Below are 14,586 nucleotides of genomic sequence, written 5' to 3' on the forward strand. Positions count from 1 at the left end.
CAATATTTTAAAAAAAGATGTTTTTATTACTATTTGTTTGGGTAATTAAACTTAGATACTACTAAAGGAGGAATTACTTTGAAGAAATTTGTCGTTTGTTTTCTGATTTTCACGTTAATTTTGAGTCCAGGTATTGCTTTAGGAGTGGACATAGTACAAGAAACCCACTCTGGAGAAGGATTTGAAGAAAGAGATTATGTAGGGGAAGGTCATATTGAGGCAACAGTTGATTATACCTACGATGATGGTGAGGCCGAAGGTGAATATCAGCTAAACTTCACTATTCAGGCGAAGAACCATCTTGATGAGGCAATAACGGATGTTCTAGTAGAGTTACAATTACCTCAATCGGTCACTGTACTTACTGATACTTTGGATGCAGATCCAACCAATAACATCTATTTTTCACTTGGTGATTTAGAGGCAAATGAAGAAGCTACTTTTGAAAGATCAGCATTTATCTCAGGTCCTGAGGGGATTGGGAACATGACAATTAATGCTAGAGTAGCTGCGAATGGTGTTAATACTGAGAATGATAATGGCCAAGAGAATGAGAATAACGAAGAGGCTGGTAATGGCCAAGAAAACGTTGTAGGTGAGACTGATCTGAATGTAACCTTAACAGGTGTATTGCATGCGTTAGAGGAGTCAGTTTGGGAAACAAACTTGTTATTAATGCTTAATGAGGTTGAAGAATTAGATACTGAATTGCTATCGAATGTTGAAATCGAACTTACCTTACCTGAAGGATTAGAATGGGTTGAAATGGAGGAATTTAGTGGGTTTGATGCAAATATTAATGGTCAAGTGCTTACTTTAATACTCCATGAAGATACGATTGAAGTTCCTATTGCTGGATTAATCAAAGGAGATTTAGATAGTGATTTTAATCTCAGCATGGGCGCTCTTTTTGAAGGCACTGAGGTTGCAATTACTCCAAATGTAGAGGTCGTTATTGACGGCGATATCGGCGAAGATACTAACAGCAATACAGGAAATGAAGATGAAGATTCTGAGAACAATACGCCTGTAGCAAATGGAGATACTGACTTAACAGAAACCATTGTTCAAGAAGACAGTGACAACGAAGAAATAACAACATTGCCACAAACAGGAAGCTGGATGTCCAGTTGGTTATATCTTACTATGGGATCTCTCTTTATTGGAGTAGGAACCATTATGTTTATTCGTTTCAAGCCAGTAAAAAACTACACAGCATAAGTCAAAGAGGACTGAAGTAAATGAGGAAATTACAATGGTTAAGCATAAGTTTTATCTTCATAGGCGTTCTCTTTTTAGGTCTCCCTTTCTTCCAGCAGTGGACGGTGACAGTAGCACAAGATGAGTTAGAAGAAGACTGGGAACAGCTTAACCTCGCCTATGCTGTAATAGCGAACAATGAGGAACCAGCCGAGTCTTTTGAAGAAGAATTGCCAGAACCAGAGCCATCTGAAGATAAACAGTATAGAGAGGACATCTTGCAAAAGGGAATTGTAGGGCAGCTTAAGATTCCAGCAATTGAGGTCGATGTAATGGTAGTTCCTGGTGTGGAAAAGGAAGATTTGGATAACGCAGCTGGTTGGATTACCTCAACGTCTCTTCCTGAAGAAGGCAGTAATATGGCCATAGCAGGGCATCGAAGTCATACCTACGGGAAGTTCTTCCACCGGATGGGTGAGGTCGTAATCGGTGATGAAATTCACTTTAAGACGTTAAGTGGGAACTATACGTTCGAGGTTTATGACATTCTTGTAGTAGATCCTGAAGAGGTTTGGGTTCTCGATCCTACAGAGGCAACTGAAATAACATTAATAACGTGTGAACCTTTATATTCAAATGAATACCGTTTAATAATTAAAGCAAAGAAAACCTCATACAAAACCGATTCAGTTTAAGATAGATGCTGCTACAAGCTTAAAGCTAGCTTTTCCAGAAAAAAGGTACCATTGTGGTACCTTTTTTCTATGATTATTATTAGCGTCCCTACTATGAACCCATCCAATTTAAGCAACTTAAAATACTATTTTTTGAGTTGCGAATAGAAGAAACAAATAGTACAAAAGATTATTCAAAATACCTAAGACCTTTAACTATAGAATAAGTCCTAGTCCTAGTCCCCGCCTTATCTTATAAGGGATAGATAGAACAACTAAGCATACATATAGAGCATTACATGTTATCATATATATGTACTTTGTATGTAGAATTCTTACAGGAAGGAGTTTATGATGAACCCAAAAATTATATCTCGAAATAATGTAAAGGTTAAAGGTAACGGTCCACGAACAATGATATTTGCACCTGGTTTCGGCTGTGACCAAAGTGTATGGGAATCAGTTGCTTGCGCTTTCGAAGATGAATACCAAATTGTCTTATTTGACTATGTTGGTTCTGGGAATTCAGACTTACGAGCATATGATGTGAACAGATATAAAACTCTTGATGGTTATGCACAGGATGTACTTGATGTATGTTCTGCTTTAGACTTAAAAGAGGCTATTTTTGTTGGACATTCTGTGGGGAGTATGATTGGTATGCTAGCATCACTGAATAGCCCAAATTACTTCTCTCATCTTATTATGCTTGGCCCTTCCCCCTGCTATTTGAATGATCCTCCTAATTACTACGGAGGATTTGAAAAAGAACAACTTTTGGGGTTAATTGACATGATGGAGAAAAATTATATAGGTTGGGCAACGGTCTTTTCAGCGACAGTAATGAATAATCCAGACCGCCCCGAACTAAAACATGAACTGGAAGATCGTTTTTGTTCCACTGATCCGATTATCGCTCGTCAATTTGCTGAGGCTGCCTTTTTCGCAGACAACCGTAAAGATTTGCAAAGGGTAACAGTGCCCTCCCTTATCTTACAATGTTCGGACGATATTATCGCTCCATCTGTAGTAGGTCAGTATATTCATCAACATCTTCCTAATAGTACGCTAAAGAGGATGGAGGCGACAGGCCACTGTCCCCATATGAGTCACCCTGATGAAACTGTACAGTTAATCCGACATTATTTGAAAGAATCTTCTTTAGGCACTATACGAGAGGATAAAGGTGAAGTTATTTAATGGATGAACGATTAAATTATGCACCTTGTGGCTTTCTAACTATATCAGAAGATGGCGTTATCTTATCTATTAATCATACCTTACTTACGATACTTGAATCTCATCTTGACAAACTGAGAGGGAAGCACATCAATTCAATCCTTACAGTCCCATCTCAACTCTTTCATCAGTTCTATTTTGTACCCCTGATTAAACTTGAACGTCAAATTGAGGAAATGAATATCTCCCTAGAATCCGAGAATGGAAAAGAGATACCTGTGATTATGAACGCTCTTCCTAGAAAGAGAAATGGAAGAACGGTAATTGATTGTGTGCTTATTCCAATGGGCAAAAGGAGCAAGTATGAAGGTGAACTCCTCATAGCAAAAAAGGAGGCAGAGGCCGCTTTAATTGCAAAGCATCAAGCCAATGCAGAGTTAGAGGTTGCTCTAAAAAACCTTAGGGAAAAACAAGAAGAACTTCTTGAACTCAACAAACAAAATCAAACATATAAAATAAACACAAAAAAAGAACTGGAGCTTGCTAGAAAAATTCAAGTAACATCATTGACTGACCCTATCTTCAACCAACACATTCAAATTGAATCATTCTATGAAGCATCCAATGAATTATCGGGTGATATTTACGGATTTTACCAATTAGATCAACATCGTTATGGTATTATTCTGCTCGATGTGATGGGTCATGGTATTTCTTCAGCGTTAATAACGATGTCTCTTCACTCTTTGTTCCGACGACTAATCTCACAAGGATTTAACGCTGAGTTTGTTATGAAGGAATTAGATAACCACCTACATAGTTTGTTTCAAAACAACGAGGAAGCAAGGCATTATTGTACAGCTATCTATCTTTTAATAGATACGAACACACAAAGAATTGATTATATTAACGCAGGACATCCACCCGCCTTCTGGCAGGATCCTAACGGAAAGCAGTATCATCTGCATTCTTCAACTCCTCCCATTGGAACATTTGAAGGGATTGAATTTAAAACAAATACCTTTACATATAGGAAGGGAGGAAGGCTTCTGCTTTATACGGATGGTGTAACTGACCCTCTAGGTTCCGAACATTTAAGTAAATTGTTAACCGAAAGTCTATCTCTGCCTATCTCTAAACTTAAGGATGAAATTGTGGAAGCGCTAAACACCTCCAAGAATTACTACCAAAAAAGTGATGACCAATGCTTTATTGTAGTTGATTTAAAATAACGATTTATAGTAATAAGTCTTGTTCAAATGCTTATATCGCCTATAAATTAGTCTTATAAGTGGAGATAATCTCCAATTAAAAGATGAAAGTCTCTTACGCCCCCCTGAGTAGATAAATGCTTAGCGGGGCGTTATCTATGTATACACCTTACTATGAAGAAATTTACATTTTATTTGAACGTCTTGTTATTTATTCTTTTTACGTGTATTTCATTCTAGGAATGGGAAAAGAACATAAAACTCTTTATTTGACCTTGGAGGGATATTATGTGGATTAAACACCCATTCTTTAAATATGTATCGGGTATCGTTTTAATATTATTAGTCATTTACTTATTAAGTGAAGTTCAATTTATTGTTCACCCAATCAAAAGTCTTATTATAACCTTGTTTTTCCCTTTGTTTTTTGCTAGCTTCTTGTACTATATATTAAAACCAGTCGTCTCTTTCCTTTCAAAATCTAAATACTTCCCCCGTAAGCTAGCAATTTTATTCGTGTTTTTAGTCATGATAGGGAGTGTAATGGTAGGAGGCGTCGTTATAGGTGACACTGTTAAAAATCAAGCTACAGAATTTGTGGAAGAGTTCCCCTCAATAGTAGAAGAAAATGAAAAACAGACCAAACAGATAATCGATGAAAACAATTTTGGCCTATTTTCCTATGAAGAAGTAAAACACAGAGTACTTACCTACTTAGCAAATCAAAGTAAACGTCTGGGAAATGATGTAGCCACTATTTTATCTGCAATCACTAGCTTTATAACTGTAATGCTAATCATTCCTTTTGTATTATTTTACTTTTTAAAGGATGGTCACAAGTTAGTGCCCTTTCTTTTAAACTTCCTACCTGAAAAGCATAAGGAAGAAGGAAAAAGGTTACTACATGATATTGATGAGACACTCTCAACATATATAGGTGGACAAATGTTAGTCGCCTTTGTAAATGGTGTTCTAATGTACGTTGGCTACCTTATCATTGGAATAGATTATGCTTTAGTTTTATCAATTATTGTAATCGTCACAGCAGTTATACCAATCATAGGACCAGCGATCGGGATACTACCAGCCATTGTGATTGCTCTTATGACAGACCCTTTTATGAGCGTAAAGATTTTGATTCTATTAATCATTGTCCAACAATTAGAAGGAAACTTTGTTTCGCCGCTAATCATCGGTAACAAACTATCCATACATCCTTTAACCGTTATTTTATTATTGCTAGTAGCAGGTAATCTGTATGGATTCATTGGGGTTTTAATAGCTGTTCCAGTCTATTCTGTATTAAAGGTAACCGTTAAAAATCTATATTCTTTTTACCGGCTGCGATTTGTCTGATACCGTTTATTTATATAATTAGTGGAAATTGCACCTCTCCTCTCTATGTACGTATTATTGAAATACGAATTTAGGGGGGACTTTTATTTTACTTTAAGTAAATCGCCCCACTTATCGTTCTCTGCTAAGTGTAGACCTTGAGGTTTCGTTTATAAAATAGGAGAAAAAAGACGAGCAAAAGATTCCTTTGTCTTTAAGATGAGACCGCGTTCTTTATAAGTGGCTCTGTCTAATTTAATACTATCGAGCATATCTTCTTTATAATGATCGACAAGATCTTTCACGCTTTCGGTTTCAAAAAGAAAAGCATTCACCTCGAAATTCAAATGCAAACTTCTAATATCAAGATTGGCTGTTCCCACAGACGCAAACTCTTCATCAATAATAATCACTTTCTGATGTAGAAACCCCTTTTGATACATATATACTTCGATGCCATGATAAAGCATCTCTGAAAAATACGACCTTGTTGCATATTGAGTTAAAAAGCCATCATTTATTTCAGGTACCAATACTTTCACATTAATCCCTTTTAAAGCTGCCATTGATAATGCCGTTCGAATTGCTTTATTAGGTACAAAGTACGGTGTTGCTATCAGGATTGATTTTTTTGCCGATGTCAAAATAGCGTAATATAACTCGCCTATCAATCCTTGAGTAGATGAATCTGGACCACTCGAAATAATTTGTATACCGCCTCGATTGTCTTCAACTAGATTTGTTAAAAAATACTTCTGTTCTAATAAAGTTTCACCTGAAACAAATGCCCAGTCTAATACAAATGTTTTTTGAAGTGATTTAATTGCTTCCCCTTTTAATATAAGGTGGGTATCTCGCCAAAATCCAATTCGCGTATTCTGCCCCAAATATTCCTCGCCTATATTTAAACCCCCAACAAATCCAACCTCACCATCGACTATAATGATTTTTCGGTGATTTCGAAAGTTTATTTTCTGATTAAAGAATCCGTACTTAACAGGAAGGAAACAGTGAGCTTCAATACAAGCTTCCTTCATTTGATTTAATGCTTTCATAGATAACGAACTACTTCCGAATGCATCATAAATAAACCGAATTTCAACTCCATCTTTAGCTTTACTACACAGCAGGTCAATAATCTCTTGCCCAATTTGATCAGACCTAAAGGTGTAATATTCTAAGTGAACGTAATGTTCAGCTTGCTTAATCGCCTCTATTATAGCAGAATAGGTTTCATTTCCATTTTTTAAAACCTTTGAAGAGGTATGGAAGCTAATTTGATTTTTACTAAATTTCTCGACTAACCGTGATAAGCTTTGCTCGGTTTCGGGGAGAGTATTCCATTGTGAAGAAGGCTTAAATGAAAATTGATTACCTATCAATTCAGTTGCCTGCTCGCGCTTGCTTCGAAAAAGATGTCCTTTAACTTCTAGCTGCCCTGAGTAGATAAAAAAGATATAACCGACGATTGGAAAGAAAAAAAGTGAATAAATCCAGAGAAGAGTTTTATAAGGTGAACGATTTTCTAACATCAGCACATATGAAATAGAAAATAAAGTCATCAGATAAACAAGAAGAGAAATAATTTTAATACTGCTTGAGTAGTCTGAAAAAGCAGCAAGGTAGAGGGTAATTACTTGTACTATAAATAACATAAATTGTCGTATGCGTTTCATGCGAATTCCTCTATTCATTTTTTTTGAAATTTAGGTTAAAGAAAAAGCACCCAAGATGAGGGACTGAAAAAAGTAAAATAAACTTTTTTCAGTCATCTCTGCTAAGATTGGTGCTTTTTATGACTTTTATTTCTATAGGTGTCATTCGCTAAATGATTTTCTTCCCTTGAACAAGTCGGATAATAACTAACACTAACACGACCACAAGTAAAATATGAATAATATTTCCCATAAAACCAACGACGGCACCAATTAACCAAAGTACGAGTAATGCTAAAATAATTGTCCAGAGCATCTTAACTCCTCCTCTACTAGATGATTTAGCGTATTAGTAGTTATTTACCCACGAATGCTCATGTTAAACTTTATCAATTGTTCTTCTTTCTTACCAGGGGTTCACCCTACTCTTATAAATACTCCTTTTACTAAACAAATAAAATGAGTCAAGCGCAACTGGGCACTTGACTCACTAGGCATCTGCTGCTACTTTTAGATGCTACACCGATTTATCTCTGTGGTTTACAATAATCGTTACTTTCACCCCTCTCTTTACCATAATTAGGCAGAACTAGCACTCGTCTTTGGAAGCCGTTTGATGACTCTGGTTCGTTTAATTTTGACTCACCTTGTCCAGATTTATTTGCTTCATCAATGCAGTGGCCATATTCATTCCCCCTCATCATGCCGGCCATACCCGATGCTGTCCTCATACTCTATTAATAGACCCAGCTTATCCTAGTGAATCAATTTAAACTTTTTTGCAACTGTAATCGCCCGTACTCGATTTTTCACTTGTAATTTACCAAAAATGTTAACAATATGGTTTTTTATTGTACCTTCTCTTAATCCAAGTGCCACTGCAATTTGTTTATTAGTAGATCCATTACTCATTAATTGCATTACTTCTATTTCTCTTTTCGTGAGGGATTCCACAAGAAAAGGAAGTACATTTTGTTCGGTCTTTTCTAGTATTATTTCCTCAATTTCTTGATTAGCTTTTTCAGCTAAAACTCTCCGGAGAGTTTCTCGTAACCGTTCTTCTGAAATTGGCTTTACAATATAATCGTAAGCATAAACATTGAATGCGGGTAAAGCATACTCCTTATGAGAAGTGACAAAAACCAGCTTTCCTAGCCACCCACTCTTTCTTAGACGTATTGCAAAATCAAGCCCACTCTCCCTCGACATTTGAATATCTACAAAAGCCAAATCCACTTCTTTTTCCATTAATAATTCATAGGCCCTCGTTGTTTCATGAAACAGACCTACTATTTCTATTTCATTAAACTTGGCAAGCATTCGTTTCATTATTAGGTGCATTGCATTTTCATCATCAATAATTATAACTTTCATCTGGCACTTCTCCTTCCCTGTGATTCGTTAGATGAGTCACTGCCCTCTCAGCAGATGGAATCGAAAAATAGAAGGTACTACCTTGACCAGCAATGCTAGTGAACCAAATATCTCCTCCATTTACTCGAATAAATTCTTTACATAACGTTAAGCCTATACCGGAACCTTCTTCTCCGCCAGTCCCATTCACAGAGTCAGGATATTCTTCCTTTAATAAACGCTTAGCTTGGTCCTGGTGTATTCCTATTCCCATATCCTCTATAGAAATAATAATTTTTTCTTCAACTTGTCTAGCTTTCACTATAATTTCCCCACCGTTACCAGAGTATTTTATCGAGTTTGTAAGAATATTTCGAAAAATCAAGTCAAGCATTTGTTTATCAGCTTGCACATATAAGTCATTTGAAATATCAGTGGATATTTCAATACTCTTTACATCCCTTTGTATCTCTAAAAATTGAATATTTGTTTGCACAATTTGTTGTAAGTTCCACGTCATTGGGTTAAAAAGAATTCGCCCACTTTGATTTCGATACCAATTAAGCAAACTTTCCACTAGATTAAATGTTCTTTGAATTTGTTTATCCATTTCCATGGTGATTTCAGAGTGGTCCTCTTCACAGAGCTTTACCTCGTCTTTTAATAACTCCATCAAATTCATAAGAATAGCGAGTGGATCCCGAATATCATGGGCAACAACCGTAAACATTTTATCTTTGAACATATTCAATTCTTTTAACTGTTTCGCATTAGAACGTAATATCTCTTCCGCATTTACAGACTTAGTTACATCACTTAACATTAGCATTTTAGCAACTGGCTTTAACCTTTTACTACTGACATATGTTACTTGAATATTATAATATGTTGAATTTGAATGATTACCTAAGCTTACTTTAGTCTCAATGGTTGGTATTTGGTTAATGATGGAAAGGAGTTTTGGATACTCAGAAAATATACTATCAGCATCCTTTCCAATCGCTTTTATATCATCTAGGTCAGGGAAGCTTTTTTTTGCTGATTGGTTAAAGTGGATTAAACTATTGTCTAAATCTAATAAAATAACGGCATCTTCCATCGATTCAAATGCCTTTTCAAAAGCTAGAGGAGACAATTTCATCATATTAAACTGGTAGATACCCCACATAAAGAAAATACCTGATAAAAGAAAGCTGAATGGCGAAATATCATAAGAAGTAGGAAGTACCCCACTTAAATAAACAAGCGTAATCCCATACGGTGCAACTGAACCTATCATAACTAAAGCAATTTGCTTTTTCATATGTAAGGTGGCTTTACGATACATGCAATATAATAAAACCATTCCAATAATAAAAAGGAGGTAAGAATACAAGACATGAAGGATATAATAGGGTCCCGGCACAATAGCAGCAAGTAGGAAATCCGAAGTGGTATCAATCATAATATCCTTATAAAACAAAAAATGCCACTGATTCGTATTATGAGTAATAAACGTTATTATTGGTACAACCACCATCAGTATATAGTGCTGCTTGCGAAAAAACACTTGAAAATCAGTATACTGTAGCACCATTATAAACCAAATAAAAGTACCAAAGGAAATACCAATATATTGGATTCTCAGCCAAAATTGAATTTGCTCTAGACTAGTACTTGCAATTTCAAACGCATAACCAAAAGAATAGAAAGCCCCAGATAACATTCCTAAACATAAGCTAATTGCAATTGGAAACCGTCTTCTTCTCCATGCAAGAAATGAAATATATAACGAACAGCAGGTAGCCAGTAATAGTAAACTAAATAAATAGAGATGGAAAGTCATTTTTTCATTCATCCTCCAATTAGATTTTTCCTGAGTTAATATTTATTGGTAAGCTGAAATGATTTAGTATGTAAACCGAGAAGGGACTAGTATCTATAATAGTTGAGATGTTATTAGGGTTAATAGCAAAGGGCAAACCATTTGTTCATCAGTGTTCTATATTATATTATTTTTGCAATGGATTAGCTATATACCTTTGAAAATATATATTTTCAAAGGTATATAGCATCTGGTTACAGATGCTTCATGAAAATGAAAAAAAACCCCTTAGTAGCACATACGGGGGTAAGCCTGTATATACCACTAAGGGGTTTCAAGAGTCTCTATTTTATCTTTACTTTTTTGAACTATGGGGAACGGTTACTTCGACTGAAGCAGTTGCCTTATTTCCGGCAAAGTCAACTGCCTCATAAGTAATGGTATACAGTCTACCTGTGCCCTTACCAGATCTTTCGGCCCGAAGCTGAATAGATTGATCGGCTGTTCCTATATCTGCACCTTGAATGTCATTACTTGTATCTCCATCACCTAACCCGTTGTCAGGTTCATTGCTAGTTACAGAAAGTAATGTAACGCTGGCAATTCCGGAATCTTTATCCTCTACATTCCAAGATAGTCCAATGTCAACAAGTTTATGACCGTTTGCTTTAAGCGAGGTTTTATCCGCTTCTACTGTCAAAGTCGGAGCTATCTTATCAATATTGGAAACTGTAATCGTTTCTGATGTTTCGTTTCCTGCAGCATCAACAGCTGTGAACGTAAACTCGCCATTCTCTGTAAACGTATGACTCGCTGCATTCAATGTACCTTCATTAGTCGAAGCCGTTACGACCACGTCTTGGTTCGTTGGATCTGTAGCATATGACCCGACTGTGATTATTGGTGCTGCTTTATCTATGTTCGAAACTGTTGCTGTTGTTGAACCAATATTACCTGCCGCATCCACGAATTCAAATGTGAAGTCTCCATTCGCCGTAAACGTGTGACTTACAGATCCACCGTTATTTGTAACTGTTACTGATTCGCTCGGCGTAATCGTGGCGATGACCTCTTGATTCGTCGGGTTCTCATTGCTATAACTTACCGTTGCTGTTGGAACTGTTTTATCTCCAACAATATTAATTTTCAAGTCTCCTCTTGCTGTCTTTGTTCCATCATAATTTTTCCCGAAAACTTTAAACCCATACTTATAGCCCGCTGTAAGTTCAAGCTTGGCAGGATTATCGAAGCTTGCCCAGTTATCATATAACGTGATTTCTTGTGTGCCGTTCGGGCCTTCGGCATAAGCATAAACCTTTGCCTGCGCCTGGTACCAGGAATGAAACCAATTGTAGCTCCATGTAAATTCAAATGTTTCTGTCGATGTCGCCGTGCTTTCAAAGTTCCACCACTGACCTGAATATATGCTGGTGGATACTAAATCGTACTTAAATTGAATGCCGTCATCGTCCGTTTCCAGTACTTCTGTCGTACCGAGACCGCTTTTCGTCCAGTCGGATGTTGCAAAACTGGCTGCTGTGGCAGTCGTTGCGAACATTACCATTACAAGAAGCATTCCTACTCCCGCTTGCAAAAACTTATTCCGCATATTTACCCACTCCTATTATTACAGATTACCTCCCTAATCAGAGGATACTTAAATCAGTGTAGCTCAAAAGACTCCTAAAACAATGTAACTAAAGTAATGAGCGTAGAAATAAGATGAAAGATTTTTAGAAAGCCTATGATAACGATCTAATTTACCTTGGCATGAGTGGCCTGTTGTCGCTGAACCTAAAAAACCCTACTATGGGTGGGTTTCTCCATAATAGGGTTTTATAAATTGCACTATTTTAACTTGGTTTGAATTCATTTGCTCTATCGTTTCATTGGCCATGTTCATACCAGCCATATTCGAGGCTGACCCTCCTTGTATTGAAATCCTAGCAACTGACTGATTAATTGCTAACAGCCATACGGCCAAGTGGACCATTTTCATCAATGATATCCACGATATCATATACGGAGATGGGAAACATCGGGAAACCAAAAACGTATGGAGTGAGTTCATATAGTTGAAAATAGATGACAAGGACTTTGTCCGCAATATAGAAATCTTGATTGGGTTTAATACCTGTAAAACTATCGAGAAGCTGAATATTACGTTTTTGGATTTGCAGATCAATTAAAGTTGAAAGTCTTTTGACATAATCACTTCCAGGCTTAAACAATTCCTTCAGCTCACATAGCTTTTCTTTTTTTAAGTCAAACGTTAAAGACTTTATATACGTCATTCCATGAGCAGCATGGTAATGATAAGTATAATTAGAGAGTGATAAGCTGAGCACTTGACGTTGATTGTTTTTGATTTCATATAGCCCAATCATTTCTTCCACAGATGTTGGCATATTCCCAACTTGTTGATTTATAAGTTGCTGGGTTTGAGAAGCAATCGCCTCGTTCATTGATTTTTCAAATTCCTGATTTTGCATGCCAGTTACTTGGGGATAATAGATCTTTTTATCCGGCCCGCCGCTAACTTCAACTGTTTTAATATTTACCGGTAATGTGTTGAGCATATTTATCAATCCTCTGATATTTATTACTCATTCTATTCTATATATAGGTAAAACGTGTATAAAAGGAAAAGTGATAAACTCTTTATACAGACTAACTTTTGGAAGCGGGGTAATCTTGCTTCAGCGTGGTTTTACTATTCAAGAAATCTCATTCCAGGGTTCTGGAAGGTTTAGCAAAAGCGGCAGTTTTATAAAATCTCCGGGCCGCTATCCACAAAGAAATACCCCAAATAACAAATAGACTATACCAAAACACTCCCCATCCGATAGCACGAGGATTTGTATCCTGAAGAACAAATTCAGGAGCGGACAACACGCGACCGATGGCCAAGAAAAATCGTAGGTAAACGAATCCAAGTCCCCATGTAATAAGCCCGATAGAAGCAATCCAAGCAGGGATAAGCAATATCATGCGGGGAATACGCTGACCCCAAGAATGGACGAAAGCTAGGGCAAACAGTGCAGCACCAACACTGACTACCCCATAAGCCAGTAGGCAATAATCTGAGATACTGGATCATCAGGAGCCGCATTGTAATCTCCTGGAAATGCCATTGAGATCCCAAGCCCCCACCAAAAATGAGGCAGCGCATACAGGAAGGAGTGCTGCACCACATGCCGTATAAGCAGCCCACATCAAATATACATCCTTCTTCTTATTCATAAACTCACTCCTTAAATTTATGGCCCATTTGTGTTACTGAGCAGGGCTCCTTTCCATTCAACCATATAGAGCCGCTAGTTAATTCGGTGTGGTTTCGCAGTGTGTTTTGATATAGCGTCGATTATTGTATCCCAGTCGTCAAAGTGAAGCTCATGCCCAGTACCCTCCAATGCAAGTAAAATAGCTCCTGGAATTTCTTTAGCAAGGGCTATTCCGTGCTCAAAGGGGATAATTGGATCTTCCGTACCATGGATAACTAGAGTAGCAACGTTTATTTCACCAGTCCTTACCAAGTATGTTTCGCCACCTGTTAACACACCATGATTATTCATACTGGCCATATTGTTACTTCTTTTTACTTCTTCTATTGCTAAATTATATATTCTATCTTCGTCAAATTTATGCGTTGAACCTGCTAGAACTCTCCATTTACCAACTGAAAATTCAACAACCGATTCTTCATTCGTCCAATCTGTTGCTCCTGCATTGGAAAAGTAGTCCATGACCTTTTTCTCCATCGGAGGGAGATTCTGAGCAAAATTAGATGTTGAAATCAGCGTAGCAGTTAAAACTCTTTCGGAATGCCGCAGAGATATGATTTGAGTTAGCATGCCGCCCATTGATATGCCAACAATATGAGCCTGCTCAATCTGATATACATCGAGTATTTGAACAGCATCATCGGCCATATCTTCAAAAGTATATGCGGGATTGCCAAGTTCGTATATTGTAGATCGACCGACATCACGATTATCATAGCGAATTACATAGTGTCCTTTGTCTGCTAAGCGCCTACAGAATTCCTCTTCCCACCAAATCATTGATGCTTGAGCCCCCATAATTAATAACATGGCTGGATTGTCCGGATTTCCGAAATTTTCGGTAGATATTTCGATTCCCTTAAATTTGACTAGATGTTGATTCATTGAAAT

Annotated in this window: 12 protein-coding genes; 5 read left to right on the forward strand and 7 right to left on the reverse strand. The window is 37.0% G+C overall.

Annotated features, from left to right (window positions below):
- Positions 1-78: 78 nt before the first annotated feature.
- The 5 genes from CEF19_RS09325 (at position 79) to CEF19_RS09345 (ending at position 5,620) form a co-directional block, all read left to right on the forward strand.
- Complete coding sequence (locus CEF19_RS09325; protein WP_100405845.1) at positions 79-1,221, forward strand: DUF11 domain-containing protein; 1,143 nt, start codon at positions 79-81, stop codon at positions 1,219-1,221.
- Positions 1,222-1,241: 20 nt separating this feature from the next.
- On the forward strand, positions 1,242-1,895 hold the full coding sequence (locus CEF19_RS09330; RefSeq protein ID WP_100405846.1) for a class D sortase: 654 nt from the start codon (positions 1,242-1,244) through the stop codon (positions 1,893-1,895).
- Between the two features lie 333 nt (positions 1,896-2,228).
- Complete coding sequence (locus CEF19_RS09335; protein WP_100408265.1) at positions 2,229-3,074, forward strand: alpha/beta fold hydrolase; 846 nt, start codon at positions 2,229-2,231, stop codon at positions 3,072-3,074.
- Positions 3,074-4,285 carry a PP2C family protein-serine/threonine phosphatase gene (locus CEF19_RS09340; RefSeq protein WP_100405847.1) on the forward strand — a complete coding sequence of 404 codons (1,212 nt, stop codon included), beginning with the start codon at positions 3,074-3,076 and terminating at the stop codon, positions 4,283-4,285. Before CEF19_RS09335 ends, CEF19_RS09340 begins: the two co-directional genes overlap by 1 nt.
- 267 nt (positions 4,286-4,552) lie before the next feature.
- On the forward strand, positions 4,553-5,620 hold the full coding sequence (locus CEF19_RS09345; RefSeq protein WP_100405848.1) for an AI-2E family transporter: 1,068 nt from the start codon (positions 4,553-4,555) through the stop codon (positions 5,618-5,620).
- A 149-nt stretch (positions 5,621-5,769) separates the two neighbouring features.
- On the opposite strand, the gene cls is transcribed toward CEF19_RS09345, so the two are convergent.
- The 7 genes from cls to CEF19_RS09385 form a co-directional block, all read right to left on the reverse strand.
- Positions 5,770-7,275, reverse strand: a complete 1,506-nt coding sequence (gene cls, locus CEF19_RS09350) for a cardiolipin synthase (protein WP_198510267.1) — start codon at positions 7,273-7,275, stop codon at positions 5,770-5,772.
- 148 nt (positions 7,276-7,423) lie between these two features.
- Positions 7,424-7,570 (reverse strand): lmo0937 family membrane protein, encoded by a 147-nt coding sequence (locus tag CEF19_RS23120; protein WP_157800925.1) that lies wholly within the window; start codon positions 7,568-7,570, stop codon positions 7,424-7,426.
- A 440-nt stretch (positions 7,571-8,010) separates the two neighbouring features.
- Positions 8,011-8,628, reverse strand: coding sequence for a response regulator transcription factor (locus tag CEF19_RS09360; RefSeq protein WP_100405850.1), 618 nt, complete (start codon positions 8,626-8,628; stop codon positions 8,011-8,013).
- Positions 8,609-10,444 (reverse strand): sensor histidine kinase, encoded by a 1,836-nt coding sequence (locus tag CEF19_RS09365; RefSeq protein WP_100405851.1) that lies wholly within the window; start codon positions 10,442-10,444, stop codon positions 8,609-8,611. Before CEF19_RS09365 ends, CEF19_RS09360 begins: the two co-directional genes overlap by 20 nt.
- A 322-nt stretch (positions 10,445-10,766) precedes the next feature.
- Entirely contained in the window at positions 10,767-12,020 is a 1,254-nt protein-coding gene (locus CEF19_RS23485) for a hypothetical protein (protein ID WP_198510268.1), read from the reverse strand.
- Positions 12,021-12,369: 349 nt separating this feature from the next.
- On the reverse strand, positions 12,370-12,990 hold the full coding sequence (locus CEF19_RS09375; protein ID WP_100405852.1) for a DUF3298 and DUF4163 domain-containing protein: 621 nt from the start codon (positions 12,988-12,990) through the stop codon (positions 12,370-12,372).
- A 738-nt stretch (positions 12,991-13,728) separates the two neighbouring features.
- Positions 13,729-14,580: an alpha/beta fold macrolide esterase gene (locus CEF19_RS09385; protein WP_100405853.1), complete on the reverse strand. Its 852-nt coding sequence runs from the start codon at positions 14,578-14,580 to the stop codon at positions 13,729-13,731.
- Positions 14,581-14,586 lie beyond the last annotated feature (6 nt).

It is taken from the genome of Bacillus solitudinis (assembly GCF_002797395.1).
Taxonomy (GTDB): Bacteria; Bacillota; Bacilli; order Bacillales; family Bacillaceae_D; genus Halalkalibacter_A; species Halalkalibacter_A solitudinis.

Coding starts and splice junctions, on each gene's coding strand:
- CEF19_RS09330 (WP_100405846.1), top strand. CDS start 1,242: ATGAGGAAATTACAATGGTTAAGCATAAGTTTTATCTTCATAGGCGTT.
- CEF19_RS09335 (WP_100408265.1), top strand. CDS start 2,229: ATGAACCCAAAAATTATATCTCGAAATAATGTAAAGGTTAAAGGTAAC.
- CEF19_RS09340 (WP_100405847.1), top strand. CDS start 3,074: ATGGATGAACGATTAAATTATGCACCTTGTGGCTTTCTAACTATATCA.
- CEF19_RS09345 (WP_100405848.1), top strand. CDS start 4,553: ATGTGGATTAAACACCCATTCTTTAAATATGTATCGGGTATCGTTTTA.
- cls (WP_198510267.1), bottom strand. CDS start 7,275: ATGAAACGCATACGACAATTTATGTTATTTATAGTACAAGTAATTACC.
- CEF19_RS23120 (WP_157800925.1), bottom strand. CDS start 7,570: ATGCTCTGGACAATTATTTTAGCATTACTCGTACTTTGGTTAATTGGT.
- CEF19_RS09360 (WP_100405850.1), bottom strand. CDS start 8,628: ATGAAAGTTATAATTATTGATGATGAAAATGCAATGCACCTAATAATG.
- CEF19_RS09365 (WP_100405851.1), bottom strand. CDS start 10,444: ATGAATGAAAAAATGACTTTCCATCTCTATTTATTTAGTTTACTATTA.
- CEF19_RS23485 (WP_198510268.1), bottom strand. CDS start 12,020: ATGCGGAATAAGTTTTTGCAAGCGGGAGTAGGAATGCTTCTTGTAATG.
- CEF19_RS09375 (WP_100405852.1), bottom strand. CDS start 12,990: ATGCTCAACACATTACCGGTAAATATTAAAACAGTTGAAGTTAGCGGC.
- CEF19_RS09385 (WP_100405853.1), bottom strand. CDS start 14,580: ATGAATCAACATCTAGTCAAATTTAAGGGAATCGAAATATCTACCGAA.